This window comes from Apibacter sp. B3546 (assembly GCF_009827885.1).
Taxonomy (GTDB): domain Bacteria; phylum Bacteroidota; class Bacteroidia; order Flavobacteriales; family Weeksellaceae; genus Apibacter.
In genome coordinates this window covers 583337-604962 of record NZ_WINW01000002.1, presented here as the reverse complement: position 1 = coordinate 604962, position 21626 = coordinate 583337, and the positions used below count along the sequence as shown (strand labels likewise).

Genomic DNA, 21626 nt, shown 5'->3' with positions numbered 1-21626 from the left:
AATACATCTCAATAATTGTATTATACAAGTAAGCACTTGTAAAATACGATCTCAATAATGAGCTAATTTTGACAGTATAATAACAAGTGAGAATGACAAATACTAAAGATTTTTGGCTTGATAAAGCGCGTCATTATTTACAATCTGCTCCGGCAACAGAGGATCTTGGATCGGGAGTTGCGTTTGAAAATTATGTGCAGTTGGGAGCTTTGCTTTACTCCATTATTCATATTTCACAAAAATCGTTGTTTTTTAAAGAAGAAAAATTAGAAGAAGAAGTGCGTACAGATATATATAATCTATTGGATATAGCTAAAAAATTAATTCCACGTTCCGAATTGGAATTTTTGGATGAAATTAGAAAGGAAATAGCGTAATATCTAGTTATTGTTAGTTTTAAAAAACCGGAATGATTTTTAAAATCATTCCGGTTTGAAATATGTAACTTTTTAAATGGAAAATTATTTATTTTTATAAAAATTATATACTACCTGAGAAATATCGGCAATCATTCGAGCATTGGTTTTATCATCTTCTTTGGAATCTTTAATAAATACTGCAATAGAATATTGTTTCCCATTGGGTAAATAAACAAAACCGATGTCATTATCGGCGGCTTTTAAGCCTTCCGGATTTCGGGAAGAACTGCCGGATTTATGTCCAATTAAAACTTTTTTAGGTAAAAGAGCTTTTAACTTATCCGAACCTGGTTCAGATTCTGTCATTGCTTGGAATAAAAAATCTTTATAATTTTTACAAAAGATATCTTTATTCATAAAAATATCCAATAAACGAGCAGCTTCCAACGGAGTCGTCCAATTTATATATTGGTTATTAAAATCTTTGCTCATTTCCTCTTCGGTTGCTTGAATGGAAAAATTTTTACTTCCTAGTGTACGTAAATACAGATCTGTCATTTTAGTACCACTCATATAATAATATAAAGCATCAGAGGCGTTGTTGTCACTTTTGGAAACCGTATAATTTAACAAATCGCCAATTGGAATAGTAAAATTACCTTCCGGGTACTCTTTTGCTAAAGGGCTGTAAGTATCTTTTTTTATGTCTGATTTTTTCAGATATAAATTAGATTCCAAAGAAAGTAAATTTTTGTTCATGTAGTCCAACAAAGCAAGTGCTTGATGAAATTTAAAAACGCTCATCGCCGGATACTCCATATCGTTATTAACTGTTAAGGTATCTTTTCCGTCGAAAATTACGGCCACTCCCACAGTGGCTTTCTTATTCTTAGTAATGGAATGAATTTTTTTTTCTAAACTTTGCATTTGCGCTTGTAGAACACAAAAAGGCATTGAAAGAAAAAATAGTAATTTAAAATATTTCATAAGATAAAGTTAAATGCAATTTTTTAAATAAAGAAATTATTTTTTATTTCATTAATAAAATTTATTTCTTAATTGCTTTCTTTTCTCTAACTAATGCATTTTTTTTATCTTTATATGTTCTTTCAAGTTCGTTTTTTTGAATTTTTATTTCATTTTTACTTAATTGATGGTTATTTTCAATTCTTTCTTTATCTCTTTTATATCTTTCTTCTAATTGATCAATTTTAGCGTCTAATTCTTTTTTCTTTTTGTCGGCAAGCTCTGAGTGATGATCGTATACATGATCATGAGAGTTCGAGTAATTTAAATTATCTTGTTTTTGTTTAAGTGAAAGTTCACGTTTTTTTTGTGCTTTTTCATATCCGGATAAATTTTGATTTTTGCCTATCTCTTTATATTGTCTGCCGTACTCTTTATTCATTTCTTTTCTTCCGGATTGAGCAAAGGCAGATGTGGACAGCATTACTAGAAATGCTAAAGTTAAAAACTTGTTCATTATTATTTTGGTTTTATTAAATTAATTAACAAAGAAAAACCAATCTAAAAATATGCCAATTTTAAAAGCTTTTATGTGATTAATTACTAGTTACATAACTGTAATTTCGCGAATCATTTGAGATAAAATCCATTAAAGTTAAGATAAAAATTCTTCAATTTCATCAATAGATAAATTTTTCTGATCGCCTGTTTTTATATTTTTAAGTGTTACTGTATTCGTATTAATTTCATCTTCTCCATAAAAGGCTACAAAATATATTTCCTTTTTTTCTGCGTAGCTGAATTGTTTTTGAAGTTTAGATTTTTCAGGATATAAATCACAAGCAATGTTTTTACTTCTAAGTTCTTTAATTAGTTTCAATGCTTGAAGACATTCATTCTCACCGAAATTGAAAAAAAGAATTTGTTTTTGGTGTAACGTAGCCTCAGGGAAAAGATTAAGTTCTTCCATAACCAAATATATTCGGTCTAATCCGAAAGAAATACCTACTCCCGGCATGTTTTTAACGCCGAATATTTCGGTGAGATTGTCATATCGTCCACCTCCGCCAATTGATCCCATGGAGATATTTTTAGCTTTCACTTCATAAATAGTTCCGGTATAATAATCCAAACCTCGCGCTAGGGTCAGGTTGAAGACCATTTCCGCAGAGGTAAGTCCAATTTCTTTTACCCGATTGTAAATAAATTCCATCTCTTGAATACCTTCTTGCCCTATTTCAATATCTGTGAGTATATCTTTCAATTGCGAAATTTTTTCTTCAAAAGTTCCCGAAAGTTCAATAATCGGAATAAGTTTTTGTAAAGAATCTTGTTCAATACCTTTAGTTGACATTTCTTCTAAAACTTTATCCAAACCAATTTTGTCCAACTTATCCAAAGCAACGGTAAAATCAATTAATTGATTTTCGATAGATGCATATTGAGCAATAGCTGCCAATAACTTTCGGTTGTTTACATGAATTTCAATTGGAATATGTAAATCCGAAAAAGCCGAATCGTATAATAAAGTAAGATTTACTTCATGCCACAAACTGGCTGAACCAACGATATCGGCATCGCACTGATAAAATTCACGATATCGTCCTTTTTGAGGTCGATCTGCTCTCCAAACCGGTTGTATTTGGTATCTTTTGAAAGGTAGGGGAAGTTGCCCGTGATTCATGGCAACGTAACGCGCAAAAGGTACGGTAAGATCATACCGCAAAGCTTTTTCCGAAATGGAACCAATTATATTTTTGGAACTCCATTGAGACATATCCGGATTCTTTTTTTTCGCTTCAGCTAGAAAATCACCGCTGTTTAATATTTTAAAAATTAAACGATCTCCTTCTTCTCCATATTTACCGGTCAATGTATCTAAATTTTCAAAAGAAGGAGTTTCCAACGGTTGAAAGCAAAATTTTTCAAAATTGGATTGTAACTTAGTAATTATGTATCTTCTCTTTTGTAATTCTTTAGCGGTAAAATCTCTGGTGCCTTTAGGAATTCCGGGTTTCATTTCTTTATGTCTTATTTTTAAAACAAAGGTATAGAAATGTTTTGATTTTTTTTTAGGTAAACAAGGTAAAAAAAGAGCATAAAACATATGCTCCTTTTTTACATGTATATTGAAATATAAAATTTTTACCTGAAAGGAGAATTAAGAGGGATTTCGGAATCCGGTTGTTTCGTAATTCGGTTTCGTAAATCTCTACGCGTAATTTCAATTATCCAGGTCCAGAACGCATGTCCGAAAAATTCAGAGAAATGTTCTGCAAAAGGCTGATTCCACGGGGCAGGTACTGTTCCCAGTATTGGCATTATAATAATATGGAACATTATGTAAATAAATATTCCATAGGCAGTTCCCTGCCATAATTTAATTTTAGGATAATATTCTGCAACTAAGCAATAGATTATTGCACAGATAATTGAGAAGGAAAAATGAATAATAAAGCTCATGATCGGTCGCGGATTATCATTAAAATAATACATGAGATGGGAGAGGTCATGAGACATTCCCAGTTGTTCCAGGAGGTGTTGTGGTGGATTGGTCATATCTCTTTCGGGAGTACGGGGAGGAAATGGAACTTCCCAACCGAATTTGATAAAACCTGAAATGATTCCTGAAATGATTCCTACCCATACGGCAACATTTTTCTTAGGATGTAAAGCATTTTTCATAAACAGAATTATATAAATGATTAATTAATTGAAATAATAACACAATTTTTTGATACTAATGTATGCTATCTAAATACATATGTTTAAAGTTATTTTCAAAAAAAATGCCTAAAATTTTACATTTATTCAGTATAATACTAAATTTATTACAATTTTATTTATAAAATTGATAGGATTGTTAAGCAATATTTACTTATTTCTTTATTACCAAAAGTTATATCAATTATTCAAACATTCAAAGAACTATAATTTTAGCTTAAATATATGGTGTGTATATATAACCTGTTCACAGGGTTATATATTAAAGTATTGATAATATTAAATTTATTAAATTCGCATTCAAAATTGATTGTATAATGCATATTCCTGATATTCCCAGTTATTTTGCCTTAAAAGCGATTCACATTATTTTTATGGTAAGCTATTTTGCGGGGATTTTTTACTTAATACGTTTATTTGTTTATTTTATAGATACTAATGAAAAACCGGAGCTTGAGCGTGAGATTCTTAGAAAGCAATACATATATATGATTTCTCGTTTATGGGATATTATAACGGTTCCGGCAGGAATTATAATGCTTATTACCGGAACATTAATGATGATTAATACTCGCGGGGATATTACTTTTTACATTTTAAGAGAACCATGGTTCCATATTAAGCTGGTATTTGTTGGAGGATTGGCTCTATATCATTACTGGAGTTGGAGGTGTATTAGGAGGATAAAGGCCGGAAAATTCATTACAACCTCTATTAAGCTCCGTATGATGAATGAAGTTGCTACTATTATTTTATTTGCCGTAATATTTATAGTTATTTTCAAACAATATTTTATGGGAATGTGGCTAAGCTTATTGATCAGTTTTATAGTTCTGGTTCTTGTAATTATGTTAGTTGTAAAATTAGTTAACAGAAAAAAGAAAAAGTAAGAATCGTATGTTTTCAATTTTTAAAAAAGAACTTTGGGCATATTTTGGAACATTAGGCGCATATATTGTTTCGGCTGCTTTCTTGTTAATCTGTTCTTTATTTTTATGGTTTTTCGATAATGATTTTAATGTTTTCAATGTAGGATTGGCTACATTAAATAACTTTTTTATACTTGCTCCCTGGGTATTGATGTTCCTATTACCTGCTTTGACAATGAAAAGCATTGCGGAAGAAGAGCAAAACGGTACTTTGGTCTGGTTATTTTCTCAACCATTGTCTGTTTCATCTATTGTTTTAGGTAAATATTGGGCGATTCTAATTCTAGTCTTATTTTCTTTACTTCCTACTTTTACCTATGTTTATACGATTAATTATTTAAGTTTACCGAAAGGAAATATAGATTCAGGAATCATTGTTAGCGGATATATCGGATTACTCTTTTTGTCTATGACCTTTGCTTCAATTGGTATTTTTTGTTCTTCCTTAGTAAAAAATCAGGTATTAGCGTTTGTAACGGGTGTCTTTTTTTGTTTTATTTGTTTTTATGGATTTGAAAATTTGGCATCGTATAATCTGTTAGGAAATTTAGATTATACCCTGCAAAAAATAGGATTTTTTCAACATTATACCAGTTTTACAAAAGGGATCGTTGATACAAGAGATATAGGTTATTTTATCTTTGTAATAGTTGTTTTTCTTTTATTATCGATTCGAATAATCAACAGCAAAAAGTAATGAGATATTTAAAAAAGATAAATATTAGCTTAGTAATCCTACTTATTGCAGGACTTATATTGGCTAGTGGTTTTTTTTATAAAAGGTTTGACTTAACTTCGGATAAACGATATACGTTAACTGAAAGTACTCGTCAAGTATTAAAAAAAATTGATGAGCCCATGCAGATTGATGTATATTTAGAAGGAGATTTTCCCGCGGATTTTAAACAATTACAATCTGAAACTCTCAGTCTGCTGGATGAATTTAAAAGGTTAAATTCCAATATTAATTTTCAATTAATAGATCCAATAAAGGAAAAATTATCACAAGAGACATTAGAAGCTATGGGTATGGCTCCTTCGGCTTTGCGGGTTGAAAAAGATGGAGCATCATCTCAACTAATTTTATTTCCTTATGCAACTATAAAATATAAAGGCAAAGGGCAAACAGTCCCCTTAATAATTTCTCAGGCAGGAATAACAGGAGATGAGCAAATGGCTAAATCTATCGAAAATCTGGAATACGGTTTTATAAGTGCTATTGATAAGTTATCCAATAAACGTTTGAAAAGTGTAGGCATTTTAGTAAATCAAAAAGAACTGAACCGATTGGAAATGTTCAGCCTGGCTAACAGAATTCATCAAAATTATAACTTCGGACCTATTTTTCCTAAAGATAGTCAGACCTTGTCACTTCAGGATTTACCAACTCTTAAGAAATTTGATGCCATACTGATTGCCAAACCAAGAAAGGCTTTTACTGATAAAGAAAAATTAACGATTGACCAATATATCATGAGTGGAGGTAAAACACTATGGGCAATTGATCAAGTTAATGCCGAAATGGATACTTTGCTTAAGTCCAGTAAAATATTGGCTTATCCGTATGATCTTAATTTAACTGATTTATTATTTTCTTACGGAGTAAGGATAAATTCCGGAATTGTTAAGGATATAAAAAATCCTACCTATATAAATTTACAGGTTGGAGAAATACAAGGAAATGCACAAAATGCAAGAGTTCCTTGGGTATATTTTCCTATGGGATTTTCCTTGAATAATCATCCGATAACCAAAAATATTAATCCGGTATCCTTTCAGTTTCCTACTTCCGTTGATACTTTAGATACTCCCGGAGTTAAAAAAACAATTCTCTATCAAAGTTCTTCCTATACCGCGCTTCAAGGAGTACCCTCCTATATATCACTTGAGGAAGCAAAGTTAGTTGAAAGAGACAACGTAAATTGGAACGAATACAATAAAGGGCCTAAAATATTGGGAGTTTTGCTTGAAGGGAAATTTACCTCTGCATACAAGGATAGGATAGAGTCTAGTGGAATTAAAAATTTTGTGGACCGGTCAAATAATAATAAGATGATCGTTATATCCGATGGTGACATAGCAAGAAATCAGGTGATAAAAGGTCAACCTTTGCCTTTAGGTTTTGATTATTCAACAGGTATTACTTATGGAAACGAAGAATTTTTAATAAACGCCCTGGACTATTTATTAGATGATCACGGTTTAATGCTTTTAAGAAACAGGACGGTACAAATGAGAATGTTGAATAAGCCTCTAATTGTTCAGGAAAAATCGTATTGGCAATGGTTAAATTTAGGGGGTCCTATCGTTTTAGTCATTATCGTAGGAGGTTCTTTTATATTTGTAAGAAGAAAAAAGTTTAGTAAAAAATAATTATGGCTGTATTATATTTACTTCCTGCCTATTTAGGTGAAACCTCACCCAAAGATATATTTTCTCCGAGAGAAATCGAATTATTACATACGTTAAAATTTTTTGTTGCTGAAAATCAAAAATCGGCCAGAAAATTTATTAAATTTTTATGTCCGGAAATAACTCAAAGCGAATTAAGTATTTCAATATTAGATAAAAGAACCACGGAAGAGGAATTGGAATATCTTTCACAGCCTTTGAAAAACGGGGAGGATGTTGGATTAATTTCAGAAGCGGGATTACCTTGCATAGCAGATCCGGGTAATATTTTAGTTTCTTGGTGTCACAGACACGATATTCGAGTAGTTCCTATTACAGGTCCTTCTTCCATCATATTAGCCTTAATAGCCAGTGGCTTAAATGGTCAAAGTTTTGCTTTTAACGGTTATCTTCCCATAGATTCTAATGAAAGGAAAAAGACAATAGTAAATCTTGAAAAGGTGAGCAGAAATCAAAGATCAGCACAAATATTTATGGAAACTCCGTATCGAAATCAAGCGTTATTTGATGACTTGATTAAATACTTAAATCCAAAAACTTCTTTATGTATTGCCACGAATGTTACTCTTCCCAACGAATCTATTAAAACTTTATATTGCAAAGATTGGAAAGCTAAAAAACCAAATTTTCACAAAGAACCCACTATTTTTATAGTGCAAGCCTAAATTTTATTTTACACTTTAGCGTGTTTATCTATCTAAAATTGAGGGGTAATAAAAAACGTACTATTTACACTATAAAATAATTTTATTGATAAACCCCTTTATAGAACCATAATTAGATTATTTTTGCATCAAGAAAGTAAGAGATATCTTTAAAAAGATTTTTAATGATCTTTCAAGACATGATTACTTAAATGTAATCGCTTTCTCATTTTTTTGTGGTTTTAGTTTGAGGTCGCTTATGCGACCTTTTTTTATTTAAAACAAAACAGATTTTTTGAGTTACCAACTATTCTAATGAATAACCGATAAATTTTTTTGTCAATAAACGAGTTTGATCTTTCTTAAAAACTTTTTTTCTTAACCGGGTAACGGGCAGTAATCCATTCTCATCACTAAGTATAAAAAATTCATCTGCAGATTGAGCTTCGAAAGGAGATATTGGTGCTTCTTTAAAGATGTAATTTGTTTTTTCTCGTAGAAAAAGGATGTAATTTTTCTTTAAAACAGATTGGATGGCACCTTCCGTTGTGGGAGGGGAAACTATCATATTATCTTGAATTAAAAATATATTACCTAACACAGATCTAGCTATTCTTTTTTCACTATTGAGCAAAATAACGTCCTGTAACTCATTTTCTCTTGCATATTGTTCTGCTATGCTATTAAGAGGCTGATAAATTAATAAATCAGACAATAAATTGGGATATATAAGAATTTCTTTATAAACATCAACTTCATTTTCAGTAGTTATAAAGAAATTTTTATGGGGTAAAATTTGTATTATAAATGAAGGGGGATGATTTTGGATATTTCTATAGATTGTTATTTTTACTCTACCTTCTGTGGTGTTTAATTTCTCAGAAAGTATTTTAATTTGATCTTCAAATAATTCCGGAGTAAAAGCTAGAGGTATATCTATCCTCATTTTTCTCATGGATGCCATCAATTGGAAATATACATATTCCCAATAGAGGAGTTTATTTTGAAATAGCCAACAGAAACCGTTTACAAAATCCCCGGAAAAATAATTGTTTTCAGTGTAATTGATTACTAATTGATTTTCTTCAATACATTTTTGATTGAAAATAATTTTCATACTAAATCATTAGTATTTTTTGTGTTAGTGGTTTTTTTTATTGGCCCTATTACAGGGAGTAATTATATTATTTAAGAACCTATAATCTTTTTTAGGTCTTCAATTAAATTTTCCCAATATAATTTAGAGTGTTCTAAGTCGCTTTCTTCGGCAAAATCAGTAATTACAAGAGCTACGTCACTGGTTACATCATCAACATGTATGGCAAGTTCCCAAAAATATTTCGTTCCCTCATCTTCCTCCCATCTGAAACGCACAAAAGATTCTTCTTTATATCGTATTAAGTTAGCAGATTCTTCTTGATCTCCCCAAATAAAAGTAAATTTATCACCTCTTTCAATTACGTCATCAGCTAACCATTCACTCATACCTGAAGAAGTTCCAATATATTCAAACAAAAGAGTAGTGGAACATTTCATTGCAAATTCTAATTGGTATTTTATCTTATTCATATTTATATTAGATTTCAAGTTGCAATATATAAATTTGTTCTATATTTTAAAAATTATATTGCTTAATGAAAAAGTTTTGATTTTATTTCATGATATTTAAGTTTTGATAGTAATAGTAGGAGTTTTCAGTATAAATAAGAAAAAAATAAATCAATTTTTATGTTGCATGAACAAAATATTATAATTTCATTAACATTTTTTAGGTTTTTTTAAAATTTTATATATACATTTGTTCCCTAAGAAGTTATCTAGGTAGAAAATTGAAATTATTAGATATATAGAATAAAATTTTACTCTATTAACTAACAAATATCATAAGTAATGATAAAAAGAACTGACTGTGAATTAGTTCATTCTTATATTAATGGAAATGAAAATGCTCTTAAAACATTGTTGGATAGGCATAAGTTAAAGATATATAATTATATCAATCGAAAGGTTAATAACCCGGAGTTAGCTGAAGATCTATTTCAAGATGTTTTTATAAAAGTTATATTAACTCTTAAGGAGAGAAAATATAACGAAGAAGGGAAGTTTCTACCATGGGTTTTGAGAATTTCACATAATTTAATTATTGATCATTTTAGGGTTTCGAATAAAACGAAAATAATTAATGAATCCAGTGGACAGAATGAGGATTATAATATATTTGATTTTGTAAAAGTATCCGAACTATCCATAGAGGATTTAATAATAAATGAGCAAATAAACCTGGATCTTAAAAGACTCATAAATGAGCTGTCTGAAGATCAAAAAGAAGTTTTAGAATTACGCTTTTATAAAGGTTTAAGCTTCAAAGAAATTGCAGAAGAAACAAATGTCGGAATTAATACGGCATTGGGAAGAATGAGATATGCAATTTTAAATCTAAGAAAACTAATTGAGACCAAAAATTTAACATTCATTTACAATAATAAAATTTAATTTAATATCGTTATCTATACTATAACAACTAGTAAAGAACAATATTCAATGTACAAAAAATCTATTAATTTGTCAAATGAAAGGAGAGGTCCTTCCGATTATACTATAAATTTAATATTAAACTTTTCAAAAAGTATAAAAATTATTGAATTAAGTAAAATTAAACAGTCAGTAATTTATTGCAATTAAAAGCAGCCGGTAGATATATATAATTTATAAAATTATATATATCTATTAGTTTTTAACATTAATTTTCTGAAATATCATTATTTTTTTGGAAAAATAACTTAACTACTACAGGGGCGGTGGTTACTATTACCATTACTAATACAATAGTTTCAATATGACGTTTCAAATCGAAATTAAATTCCTTAAGGAATATTTGGTAAAGATAATGTCCCGAAAATAATAAGGAAAAAGACCAAGCTGTTGATCCTAAAACATTATACAATAAGTATTTACCCTTATTCATCTGAACAATTCCGGCAATTATGGGTGCAAATGTTCTTAAAATAGGTAAAAACCGAGCAAGAATAATTGCTCTTCCCCCATGTTTTTCATAAAATTCTTTTGCTTGGAAAAGATATTTTTTTTTGAATAAAAAGGTATCTTTTTTATTATAAAGATAAGATCCGCTTTTTTTTCCAAACCAATAACCTATTTCGTTACCAATTATACCGGCAATTGAAATTAAGCATGATAATAAAAAAACACTTAAAAAATCTGATTCAATATAAAAAATTTCTCGTATTAATTCCTTACTGTATATACCTGAGAGGAATAATAAACTATCTCCGGGAAGGAAAAATCCGGCAAAGAGACCCGTTTCAGCAAAAACTATAAATAAAACTAAATAAATACCGCCTAACTTTATATAAAACTCCGGATTAACTAATTGGCCCCAACTAAAATCATTCATAGGAACAAAGAAAAATTAAATATTAACAGGTGCAAAGATATTAATATTTAATTAAGAAAAATATTGTTATAGGAGTTCGATGCTGTGTTAAAAAAATTAACATATTTATAGTTAATGGCTACCCAAAGAAATAATAGGTAATAAAAATGGCTGTGATTACGCCTAATAAATCGGTCAGCAAACCTGCAGTAAGAGAATATCTAATTCTTTTAATACCTACACTTCCAAAATAAAGAGCAACTATATAGAAAGTAGTATCTGCACTTCCCTGAAATATACAGGTAAGTCTTCCTACAAAAGAATCAGCACCATAATTTTGCATGGCTTCAATCATTAATGCACGGCTACCACTCCCACTAAGGGGCTTCATTAAAGCAGTAGGTAGTGCAGGTAAAAAATCGGTATTGATATGTAACGAGGATAAGCAATAAGAAATAGAATTAATTAGATAATCCATTATACCGCTGGTTCTCAATAGGCTAATAGCAGCTAACATGGCTACTAAATAAGGAATTATTTTTACAGATACTCCGAAACCTTCTTTAGCACCATCAATAAAACTATCAAAAACATTTATTTTTTTTATAAAAGCGCCTGTAATAAATACAACGGGAATTAGTAATAAAAGTACGTTGCTAATCACTCGAGAGGCTGTACCACGCTCAAAATTTATATATTCTTGGTTAGTTTTACGGATCAACTCAGGAGTTATTTTTTTATCTTTTATGTTAATCTCCTTCTGAAATGAATCAGGATATAATTTAACGAAATCTTCTGCAGTTACATTTTCAACATATACAGTTTGAGGGGTGATATGAGATACATACTCGACAGCATATTTTGTCCGAGAATCTGTGGAATATTTAATGAAGTATGAAAGCCCAAAAATCATTACTAGAGCTCCTAGTAAACCAATCAATATTTGGCGACTAAATAAGTTTAAGCGTTGTTTAATTCCTACTATAATTACACCAAATAAAGTAGTGCAAAAAGTTCCAACAATACACGGTACAAATATATCGGTGGGATCTTGTGCGCCATTTAAATAACGGTAGAGCATAATGGAAGTCGGGATTAATGTTAGTCCCGAGGTATGCAAAACTAAAAACATGATCTGTGCATCCGTTGCAGTATCTTTTTTAGTATTCAGTGTTTGCAAACTGTCCATTGCTTTTAATCCTAAAGGAGTGGCGGCATTATCTAATCCAAGAAGATTGGCACTAAAATTCATCATCATATTTCCTATTGCAGGATGACCTTTGGGAATGGAAGGAAATAATTTGGAAAAAAAAGGAGAAACCAATTTAGAAAGAAAACGTATAGCGCCTGCATTTTCACCAATTTTCATTATTCCTAACCAGAAAGTCATCATTCCTGCCAAAGGCAAAGCTATATCCATTACTGCAACTTTGGTCGTACTAAACAACCCGTCAACCATATGTTTAAAGATTACCGTATCTCCTAAAAACACGAACTTAAGAATTCCTACAAAAAAAGATAAGATAATAAAGGCAATCCAAATATAATTAAGGGTCATTTATTTGAGGAGATTATAAATTTTTAGGTAATGGTTTTAAAAAAAGAAAAGCTAATAATTATTAGCTTTTTCTTTGTTTTTTATATTTTATTTATCTTCTTTATTTTTATTCATTAACATGTCAACACAATGTGAAATGGTATTTTTTAAATCTTTTCTGTGTGCGATAATGTCTATAAAGCCTTTTTCTAAAAGGAATTCAGATGATTGGAAACCAGGAGGTAAATCTTTTCCGATAGTTTCTTTAATTACTCTTGGTCCTGCAAATCCGATTAATGCGCCGGGTTCAGCAATTATAATATCACCGGTAGAACCATATGAAGCGGTTATTCCTCCAAAGGTTGGATCTGTTAGTACAGATATATAAGGAAGTCCGGCATCACTTAATTGAGCTAATTTAGCTTCAACCTTTGCCAATTGCATCAAAGATAGCCCTGCTTCTTGCATTCTAGCACCTCCGGATTGACTTATAATTACATATGGTAATTTATTTTTAATACAGTAATCGATGGCTCTTCTAATTTTTTCTCCAACCGCAGATCCCACAGATCCTCCGATGAAACTAAAATCCATACAAGAAATATAAATTTCTTTTCCATTTACTTTACCTACGGCATTTCTTATGGCTTCAGTTAAATTAGTTTTAGATTGTGCTTCTTTTAATCGATCTTTATACGGTTTGGAATCGACGAAATTTAATGAATCTTTGCTGTGAACTTTTACGTCAAGTTCTTTAAATTTACCATTATCAAATAAAATCTGGTAATATTGGGAACTACCAATTCTAACATGAAAATCATCTTCCGGACTAACATAGTAATTAGCTGTTAATTGATCAGTTTCAATAATTTTCCCGGATGGAGTTTTATAGTATAATCCCTCAGGAACCTCCCTCTTTTCGCTAATGTCAGTACTGATGTTTTTTTTCTGTCTAGTAAACCATCTCATATATTCTGTTTTACATTTAGATTGTAAATATAGGAAAAAATTGTACAAACGGAATTTTATGTTAAAAAATCCTTAATAGGATTAATCAATCGTGTTTATGACTACCGTGTCTTTGCATTTAGTAAATGTAACTTTTAAGCTTTGATAATGAAGGACATAATGAGGACAAGGCAATGCTTGAGCATTACTCATCTTAAAATTTATTTTACCTTTACTAAGAACTGTATCTTTTATAAAATTGAGAGATATTTTTTTTAGTTTAAGACTTTCCAGACTTTGATTTGAAAATTTTAAAGGTTTGGTTTGTATTTCGGCTAAAACCCTGTCATTGGGCAAATATGACCAAGAAAATACCTTATTACCAAATACAAATAATATAAATATAAGACCCATAAAAAAACCCGTAAGATAGAGTCTTAATCTTTTAGAAAATGACATGCTTAAATAATTAGTAAATGAATGTCTTGGTACGGCAGGTCGTACCAAGAAGCTATCTGTCTATTAGTAATTCTGCCTTTGTACATATAAATGCCCTGACAAATTCCACGGTTTTTTCTAAACATAGCTTCAAATCCTCCTTGATTGTTCAGATTAAGAAAATAACTTAAAAAGAAATTACTTAAAGCTTTAGAAGCGGTTCTTGCAAATTTAGAAGTGATGTTGGGAACACAATAATGTAGGACTTCATGTTTAATAAAAGCTTCATTTTTAGCATTTATTTCTGAGGTTTCAAAAACTCCTCCGTTATCAATGCTTATATCAATGAGAACAGATCCCGGTTTCATTCTTTTAACAGTATTTTCAGGTACAATAATCGGAGCCCTAAGTTCTCCCTTTAAGCAACCAATGGCAACATCGCAGCGAATTAACGCTTTGCTGAGCTCTTTCGGGTCTATCGTAGACGTATACAACCTTCGTCCCAGTAATTCTTGAAATCTTCTAAGTCGAGTAATAGAATTGTCAAACACTTTTACGGTGGCTCCTAACCCTAAAGCCGAACGTGCGGCGCTTTCTCCCACATTTCCTGCTCCTATAATTACTACGTTGGACGGTCTAACACCGGTTATTCCTCCTAGTAAAAGACCATTTCCCCCATGAGTTGAAGACAGTAATTCAGCGGCAATAAGTATGCTGGAAACTCCGGCTATTTCACCAATAAGTCGTACAATGGATAATTCATTATGGCTGTCTCGTATATATTCAAATCCTAAAGCCGTAATCTTTTTTTTAGAAAGTTCTTCGAAATATTCTTTGCATTGAGTATTTATTTGTACAGCAGAAATCAAATAGGAATTTGGCTGCAAGTGCTTTATTTGATCTATGGATAAAGGTTCAACTTTTAAAATGATGGGTTGAGACAGAACCTCTTTAGGGTCGTATGAAATTGTTGCCCCTGCCTCGGAATATAAAGCATCGGAATAATGAGCCCCTAAACCGGCTCCACTTTCCATTATGATTTCAATACCATTAGAGCTTAGAACCGATACAGCATCGGGAGTGAGAGCAATCCTGCTTTCAATCAAATGATCTTCTTTAGGAATACCAATACTGCATTTTCCTCCTTTTTTTATCACTTCAATTCGTTCCTCCAGGGGAATCAGCTCTTCTTCGGAAAAAGGTGTATAAATACCCATATTAGTTAAATGTTAAGTGCCTGGTTTGATCCATCAAATTTAATAAAATTTTATGATGTTTAGGTAATTCATTTTCACATATATCCGGCCATTCTATAAAACAATAATTATCGGAATCTATATATTCATAAAAACCAATATTTATTAATTCTTCCATATATTTAATTCGATATAAATCAAAGTGATAAATTCTACCAGCAGGACACAGATATTCATTTACTAATGAAAAAGTAGGACTGGTTATGGTATCATGGCATTCAAGTGTTTTGCATAAATATTTTACTAAAGTGGTTTTTCCGGCACCTAGATTTCCCTTAAGTGTAAAAATTTTATATTTTGAATTTGAAATTATTTCTTTAGCAACATCTTCTAAGTCTGAAAATGTATTAATAACAAAATCCATATAATTTATTTTTTAAAAAGGTTATAAGAATAGTAACTGCAAAAATAAGTAAATAAATATTTTTATATTTGTTATTTAGAATTCTTCAAAAAAAGAAGTATGAAGCTAAGTTATAAATCACTTTCCATATTTATTGGAATTGGGTATTTTATAATAGGAATATTAATTATTATTTATAAAAAGTTTTTTATTGAATTAGAACCTGAATACTCTTGGATTTTAGGGGGATTATTAATAGTTTACGGTTTTTTTAGAGCTTATCGAGCGACTAAATATATTAGACAAAATGAACAATAGATTAATAATCAGATCCATAGTGTTTTTAGCTTTTTTAATTATATGTATTTCATGCCAAGAAGATATAAAAAAGAAACAAGCGTATAGGCAAGGGAATATAACTTTAGCTATTGATCCTTCACTAATGAATTTAGGTTCAGCCTTAGTTGAAGTTTTTCAATCCTCTTATCCCGAAACAAAAATTTTATTCAAGCCGGAAGTTGAAGATTTAGTGATCGCTGATCTTTTGAACGGTAAAGTTCCGATAGCAATGACTACCAGGGATTTATCTTCAGAAGAAGCCGGAATTTTATACAATCATACTAACGTTTCTTATATTTCCACACAAATAGCGTGTGATGCAACCATTTTTGTTGTGTCAAAAGAAAGTTCCATTAAAGAAATTGATCAAACTTCTTTAAAATCAAATATTATTTCAAATGATAGTAAATTTGTATTTGATGGAGGAAATTCAAGTAATTTTAATAATTTAAAAAAAAAATTAGGGTTTAATCTGACTAAAAATCAAAAAATTAACTCATTTTCAAATGGAAAAGAGGTAATCCAATTTATTAGTAAAAATAGCTCTCATATAGGAATTATTGGTTTGGATGTATTAAGTGAAGAAAATAGTAATGAAGTGAAGGAGTTCCTTTCAAAAGTGAGAATATTGCCTATAAGAAGAGCGGATGGTAATTTAATAAATCCGACGGTGCCTAATTTGCGTGAAGGTATATACCCTTTCACCAAAAGAGTTTTTCTATTAAATGCTGAAAACAGTTTTAAAATAGGGAGCAGTTTTTCAAGATTTTGTGGCTCTCAGAGAGGACAGCTTATTGTTAAAAGGGCAGGACTTCAACCCTATTATTTGTATGAAAGAAGGATTGAGCTTCATGGAAGATAAATTTTAAAAAATAGTTTAAAAAATAAATAATTTTAATACTATTAGAATACAAATAAGAGTTAAAAATAAAATAAAAAGAAAAATAAATAAAAATTTAGAATGAATTACGCGAAAAAAGAAATAGGTGCAACATTTGTAATCTCTGCTATGATGTTATCAGGATTTATGAATGCACAAAGTATTCAAGAGGGTATTAAGTATTTAGGAAATGATCAATATAGCAAGGCCAAAAATACTTTTGAAAAATTAGCAGCTCAATCACCATCAGCAGACAATTATTATTATTTAGGAGCATATTATTTATCAATTTCTAAACCTGATCTAGAAATGGCTTCACAATATTTTAATAAAGGTTTGGCTTTAGATCCAAAATCTAATTTAAATAAAATCGGATTGGCGACAATAAAATTATATCAAGGAAAAAAATCGGAAGCAAATGCAGAATTTGAATCCATCGCCAAAGGATCTAAGTACAAAAATGCGGATGTATTATTTCAAATATCAAAAGCCTATCAATTATTTACCAATAAGCCGGAAAGTACAGATTATGATAAAAGTATCGAATATGGCCAAAAGTTATTAGACTTGGTTAAAAATAAAGATAAGTTCGAATACTATATAGTTTTAGGAAATGCCTATTTTGAAAAAAAAGATCCGGGTAAGGCGGTTTCCAATTATACCAAAGCCTTAGGAATTGCCGAAGATAAATCCATACCTTATGCATTAATAGGAAACATATGGGGGCGAACCAATGGACAAGGAAAATTAGCTACAGAAAATTTTGACAAGGCCATAGCAGCTAATCCTAATTATCCATTAACATACAAATATTTGTCAGACTTTAATGTGAGAAGCGGTAATTATAATGAAGCTTTTAAAAACTTACAAAAATATATTTCTTTGTCAGGGAACAATGATGCCGAGACTCAATTTGAATTAGCTAAAGTTTCCTATTTTATTAAAGATTATGCAAAGTCTTTAGATTTACTGACTAAAAATTGGAATGATATATCCGATCCGTTAAAATTTAAGCTAAAAGCATTGGATTTAATTGAAAATTCTGATTTTTCCGAAGCCTATAAAAATATAAATCAATACTTACAAACTATTCCTGAGTCAAAAAGAGAAGGTTCAGATTATGGAGTTTTAGGAAAAATACAATCCTCTTTACTTAAAACTGCAAGCGGTCAAGAAAAAGAGGAATTAACCAAAACCGCGATACTGAATTTAACCAAAGCCATCGGTCAAGGAGATAAAACTTACGATTATCAATCTATTCTTTTATCCTTACAACCGGGAGCTAAAACAGAAGCATCTATAACTAATCCTAAAATTGAGGCTTTGAAAAAATCGGTTGCGGCTGATGCCAACGATACAACTTCATGGTATAATTTAGCTTTAGAACAATACGAAGCTAAAGATTACTTAGGCTCTGTTGCTTCATGGGATCAATTGATTTCTTTAATTCCTACCTGGGAAGTAGCTTATGCCGGAAAAGGTATGGCATTATACGCGTATGATTCGAGTGATAAAAGCGGTCTTACAGCTCAAGCCTTCCAAAAATATATTGATATGGTTGAACCGAAGAAAGAATATTCAGCCAATGAAAAAGCATATTTAGCTATTGCATATACATTTTTCGCTTACAAAGAATATCATGAAGGAAATAAAGATAAAGCAGAAACTTATTTGAACAAAACATTATCTGTGGATCCTCAAAATGCAGATGCTTTAAATCTTCAAAAACTTTTACAATAATTTTTACAATTAACAAGATTAAACAGCTATTTCATTTAAATGAAATAGCTTTTTTTATTGCTAAACTTTAAAAGTTGTAAAGTTCAAAAAAATTTAGAAAATATAAGTTTAGATTTAATATCTGAAAAGGTAGAGATTGAATTCTTGGTTAGGCTTTAAAATTGACGGATATGAATTAATATCTAATTAAAAAATTCTAACTCAATCTGAGTTAGAATTTAAATATTTTAAAATTATACTAGATTATACTAGTTATAATTGAGTGATTTTCTCGTAATTATCTTCAGGTAAATTCCATGAACAGGATGTAGCCTTATCATTTAAGATGGCTATTTTTCTATTTTCAATATCAAAAATTCTAACACCTTTTAAAGAAGTTTGAGGAGTGTGATAGATATGTAAGCTAACAGATATTTCCGAAGAATTATTAACTACTGAATGAATACCTCCTAAATCTTCAGGAAAAATAGCACCTTCAGGAGCTACGCCTTCTCCATCATATACTATGAAATTTTTATCTTCAATGTAACTAACTTCTGTAAGATTTCCTTTTAAAACTTTTATTAATCCGTCGTAGTTTAAGTGGTCGTGAATGGCTGTTTTATTATTTATCCCCCAAAGCATTAAAATCGCACAGCATTTATTAGCATAAATAGGTAAACGAACATAACTGCCTTCCGGAACATTTACTTTATTAATAGAAAAAGCTGCATCGTAATCATTGAAATTATATTTAAATAATTCTGATGCAACTTGCTCATAATCAGAGTTACTTAATTTTAGATTTTCTATACAGCTAAGTAATTCTTGACTTTTATTTTTAAATATGGTTTCCATAATCATTTATTTATTTTGATTTTAAACAAAGATAATAAATATGAATTTAATATCATCCAATCCCTATAGATTTAGTAGATAATAAAAACATTTTTTTAGTTCATTTTTAAATTTAATTTTAATTTAAAAAGGCTATCTAAAAAAGATAGCCTTAAATATTGTATTTTTTAAAAATTTTATTTTAAGAAATTAATTCAACTGTTTTATTTTCATTGGTAACAGTAACAGTAATCAATGAATGTTTAGAAAGCGATTTCATGGCTTTGTCCCATTTTTTTCCACTTAGTCCGGCCAGAGATTTTAATTCATTTAATTCCATAGAAGAATTATTATCTTGTAATAATTTGATAATAATTTTTTCTTCCTCAGAATGTTCGATGGAAGATGCTTTTTGCTCGGGTTTCATTTGCGGAAAGAATAATACTTCTTGTATAGACGGATTATTAGTAAGGAACATAATTAATCGATCCATTCCTATACCTAAACCTGCAGTCGGAGGCATACCGAACTCTAATGCACGTAAAAAATCTTGATCAATAAACATTGCTTCATCATCTCCTTTTTCAGACAATTTTAATTGTTCTTCAAAACGTTCTCTTTGATCTATGGGATCATTTAATTCTGAATAAGAATTAGCAATTTCTTTTCCGCAAACCATTAATTCAAAACGTTCGGTTAATTCAGGATTATCGCGGTGCTGTTTGGTTAGTGGAGACATTTCTTTGGGATAATCAGTAATGAAGGTTGGCTGTATAAAATTACCTTCACACTTTTCTCCAAATATTTCATCTATGATTTTTCCTTTACCCATAGTTTCATCAACTTCAACACCCATTTCTTTTGCTGCATTTCTCAATTCCTCCTCAGATTTTCCTGTTATATCAAAACCCGTAAATTTTTTAATGGCGTCAGTCATGGAAATTCGGGCATATGGAGCTTTAAAATCAATTTCATGCTCTCCAAATGTTACTCGGGTTGTTCCGTTTACTGCTAGGGCGCAATGTTCCAATAATTGTTCAGTAAACTTCATCATCCAATTATAATCCTTATAAGCAACGTAAATTTCCATTGCAGTAAATTCAGGATTATGCGTTCTGTCCATTCCTTCATTTCTGAAGTTTTTAGAGAATTCGTAAACACCTTCAAAACCGGCAACAATAAGACGTTTTAAATATAACTCATTTGCAATTCGTAAATATAATGGAATATTTAAGGCGTTATGGTGGGTTATAAACGGTCGAGCCGCAGCTCCTCCGGGAATGGATTGAAGTATAGGGGTTTCAACCTCAAAATATCCTTTATCATTAAAAAAGGATCTCATAGCATTAAACAGACGAGTCCGTTTAATAAAAATTTCTTTTATATGAGGATTGACTACTAAGTCAACATATCTCATTCTATATCTTAATTCAGGATCATTAAATGCATCATGGACTTTTCCTTCTTCATCAACTTTAGGTAGAGGAAGCGGTCGCAATACCTTTGAAAGAAGTTTAAAATCGTTAACCATTACGGTTTTTTCGCCCATTTTAGTAACAAATAATTCTCCTTCAACTCCTATAAAATCACCTAAATCGAGCAATTTTTTATAAAAATCGTTATATTTAAATTTATCATCGTCGGGACAAATTACATCTCTGTTAAAATACAGCTGAATACGCCCGGTGGTGTCTTGCAGCTCAGAAAAACCCGCTTTTCCCTGAATACGATTAGACATAAGTCTTCCGGCAATCACAACCTTTTCTCCTTCTTTAAATTGATCTTTTATTTCTTGGGCAGTATGCGTAACTTTATATTCTGCAGCGGGATATGGATCGATACCCGCATCCTTAAGTTTTTGTAATTTTTCTCTTCGAATTAGTTCTTGTTCTGAAAGTTGCATA

The 21626-nt window shown here is 30.4% G+C and carries 23 protein-coding genes; 9 read left to right on the top strand and 14 right to left on the bottom strand.

Features of this window, described 5'->3' with window-relative positions:
• Positions 1 to 92 precede the first annotated feature (92 nt).
• Complete coding sequence (locus GFU93_RS02730; RefSeq protein WP_160567038.1) at positions 93 to 377, top strand: hypothetical protein; 285 nt, start codon at positions 93 to 95, stop codon at positions 375 to 377.
• An 84-nt stretch (positions 378 to 461) separates the two neighbouring features.
• Here the strand turns inward: GFU93_RS02730 and bla are convergent, their stop codons facing one another.
• The 4 genes from bla to GFU93_RS02710 all read right to left on the bottom strand — a co-directional run bounded on the left by bla (position 462) and on the right by GFU93_RS02710 (position 4010).
• A complete protein-coding gene (gene bla, locus GFU93_RS02725) occupies positions 462 to 1346 on the bottom strand; it encodes a class A beta-lactamase, subclass A2 (RefSeq protein ID WP_160567035.1) in 885 nt (294 codons plus the stop codon).
• 61 nt (positions 1347 to 1407) lie between these two features.
• The gene (locus tag GFU93_RS02720) at positions 1408 to 1842 is read right to left on the bottom strand and encodes a hypothetical protein (protein WP_160567032.1); all 435 of its coding nucleotides are present in this window, start codon (positions 1840 to 1842) and stop codon (positions 1408 to 1410) included.
• 138 nt (positions 1843 to 1980) lie between these two features.
• Positions 1981 to 3345, bottom strand: a complete 1365-nt coding sequence (gene hisS / locus GFU93_RS02715) for a histidine--tRNA ligase (protein WP_160567221.1) — start codon at positions 3343 to 3345, stop codon at positions 1981 to 1983.
• 125 nt (positions 3346 to 3470) lie between these two features.
• Complete coding sequence (locus GFU93_RS02710; RefSeq protein ID WP_160567029.1) at positions 3471 to 4010, bottom strand: DUF1440 domain-containing protein; 540 nt, start codon at positions 4008 to 4010, stop codon at positions 3471 to 3473.
• Positions 4011 to 4366: 356 nt separating this feature from the next.
• Between GFU93_RS02710 and GFU93_RS02705 the strand changes: the two genes are divergently transcribed.
• Genes GFU93_RS02705 through GFU93_RS02690 form a run of 4 tightly spaced genes read left to right on the top strand, consistent with a single transcriptional unit; the run spans position 4367 to position 8055 of the window.
• Positions 4367 to 4939 carry a CopD family protein gene (locus tag GFU93_RS02705; RefSeq protein ID WP_160567027.1) on the top strand — a complete coding sequence of 191 codons (573 nt, stop codon included), beginning with the start codon at positions 4367 to 4369 and terminating at the stop codon, positions 4937 to 4939.
• Positions 4940 to 4946: 7 nt separating this feature from the next.
• Entirely contained in the window at positions 4947 to 5675 is a 729-nt protein-coding gene (locus tag GFU93_RS02700) for an ABC transporter permease subunit (protein ID WP_105298049.1), read from the top strand.
• Positions 5675 to 7351, top strand: a complete 1677-nt coding sequence (gldG, locus tag GFU93_RS02695; protein ID WP_160567024.1) for a gliding motility-associated ABC transporter substrate-binding protein GldG — start codon at positions 5675 to 5677, stop codon at positions 7349 to 7351. Before GFU93_RS02700 ends, gldG begins: the two co-directional genes overlap by 1 nt.
• 2 nt (positions 7352 to 7353) lie before the next feature.
• Positions 7354 to 8055, top strand: a complete 702-nt coding sequence (locus GFU93_RS02690; protein WP_160567021.1) for an SAM-dependent methyltransferase — start codon at positions 7354 to 7356, stop codon at positions 8053 to 8055.
• Positions 8056 to 8341: 286 nt separating this feature from the next.
• Here GFU93_RS02690 and GFU93_RS02685 read toward each other — a convergent pair whose 3' ends face one another.
• Positions 8342 to 9151, bottom strand: a complete 810-nt coding sequence (locus tag GFU93_RS02685) for an aminotransferase class IV (RefSeq protein WP_160567018.1) — start codon at positions 9149 to 9151, stop codon at positions 8342 to 8344.
• 71 nt (positions 9152 to 9222) lie between these two features.
• Positions 9223 to 9603 (bottom strand): START-like domain-containing protein, encoded by a 381-nt coding sequence (locus GFU93_RS02680; RefSeq protein ID WP_160567015.1) that lies wholly within the window; start codon positions 9601 to 9603, stop codon positions 9223 to 9225.
• A 321-nt stretch (positions 9604 to 9924) separates the two neighbouring features.
• Here GFU93_RS02680 and GFU93_RS02675 point away from each other — a divergent pair, with 321 nt between their 5' ends.
• Entirely contained in the window at positions 9925 to 10527 is a 603-nt protein-coding gene (locus tag GFU93_RS02675) for an RNA polymerase sigma factor (RefSeq protein WP_160567012.1), read from the top strand.
• Between the two features lie 247 nt (positions 10528 to 10774).
• On the opposite strand, the gene GFU93_RS02670 is transcribed toward GFU93_RS02675, so the two are convergent.
• From GFU93_RS02670 to tsaE, 6 genes are all read right to left on the bottom strand, one after another.
• The gene (locus GFU93_RS02670; protein WP_160567009.1) at positions 10775 to 11446 is read right to left on the bottom strand and encodes a DedA family protein; all 672 of its coding nucleotides are present in this window, start codon (positions 11444 to 11446) and stop codon (positions 10775 to 10777) included.
• 118 nt (positions 11447 to 11564) lie between these two features.
• Positions 11565 to 12983 (bottom strand): nucleoside recognition domain-containing protein, encoded by a 1419-nt coding sequence (locus GFU93_RS10065; RefSeq protein ID WP_221411315.1) that lies wholly within the window; start codon positions 12981 to 12983, stop codon positions 11565 to 11567.
• A gap of 87 nt (positions 12984 to 13070) precedes the next feature.
• Positions 13071 to 13931 (bottom strand): acetyl-CoA carboxylase, carboxyltransferase subunit beta, encoded by an 861-nt coding sequence (gene accD, locus GFU93_RS02660; protein WP_160567006.1) that lies wholly within the window; start codon positions 13929 to 13931, stop codon positions 13071 to 13073.
• Positions 13932 to 14012: 81 nt separating this feature from the next.
• The gene (locus GFU93_RS02655) at positions 14013 to 14369 is read right to left on the bottom strand and encodes a DUF4258 domain-containing protein (protein WP_160567003.1); all 357 of its coding nucleotides are present in this window, start codon (positions 14367 to 14369) and stop codon (positions 14013 to 14015) included.
• Positions 14370 to 14371: 2 nt separating this feature from the next.
• Positions 14372 to 15565, bottom strand: a complete 1194-nt coding sequence (locus tag GFU93_RS02650) for an alanine dehydrogenase (protein WP_160567000.1) — start codon at positions 15563 to 15565, stop codon at positions 14372 to 14374.
• A 1-nt stretch (position 15566) separates the two neighbouring features.
• The gene (gene tsaE / locus GFU93_RS02645; RefSeq protein ID WP_160566996.1) at positions 15567 to 15968 is read right to left on the bottom strand and encodes a tRNA (adenosine(37)-N6)-threonylcarbamoyltransferase complex ATPase subunit type 1 TsaE; all 402 of its coding nucleotides are present in this window, start codon (positions 15966 to 15968) and stop codon (positions 15567 to 15569) included.
• Positions 15969 to 16067: 99 nt separating this feature from the next.
• Here tsaE and GFU93_RS02640 point away from each other — a divergent pair, with 99 nt between their 5' ends.
• From GFU93_RS02640 to GFU93_RS02630, 3 genes are all read left to right on the top strand, one after another.
• Positions 16068 to 16265 (top strand): C4-dicarboxylate ABC transporter, encoded by a 198-nt coding sequence (locus GFU93_RS02640; protein WP_160566993.1) that lies wholly within the window; start codon positions 16068 to 16070, stop codon positions 16263 to 16265.
• Entirely contained in the window at positions 16255 to 17148 is an 894-nt protein-coding gene (locus GFU93_RS02635) for a PstS family phosphate ABC transporter substrate-binding protein (RefSeq protein WP_160566990.1), read from the top strand. Before GFU93_RS02640 ends, GFU93_RS02635 begins: the two co-directional genes overlap by 11 nt.
• A 99-nt stretch (positions 17149 to 17247) precedes the next feature.
• Positions 17248 to 18906 (top strand): hypothetical protein, encoded by a 1659-nt coding sequence (locus GFU93_RS02630; protein ID WP_160566987.1) that lies wholly within the window; start codon positions 17248 to 17250, stop codon positions 18904 to 18906.
• Between the two features lie 252 nt (positions 18907 to 19158).
• Here the strand turns inward: GFU93_RS02630 and GFU93_RS02625 are convergent, their stop codons facing one another.
• Both GFU93_RS02625 and lysS read right to left on the bottom strand, forming a co-directional pair.
• On the bottom strand, positions 19159 to 19743 hold the full coding sequence (locus GFU93_RS02625; protein WP_160566984.1) for a cysteine dioxygenase family protein: 585 nt from the start codon (positions 19741 to 19743) through the stop codon (positions 19159 to 19161).
• A 181-nt stretch (positions 19744 to 19924) separates the two neighbouring features.
• Positions 19925 to 21625 (bottom strand): lysine--tRNA ligase, encoded by a 1701-nt coding sequence (gene lysS / locus GFU93_RS02620; RefSeq protein WP_160566981.1) that lies wholly within the window; start codon positions 21623 to 21625, stop codon positions 19925 to 19927.
• Position 21626: the final 1 nt, after the last annotated feature.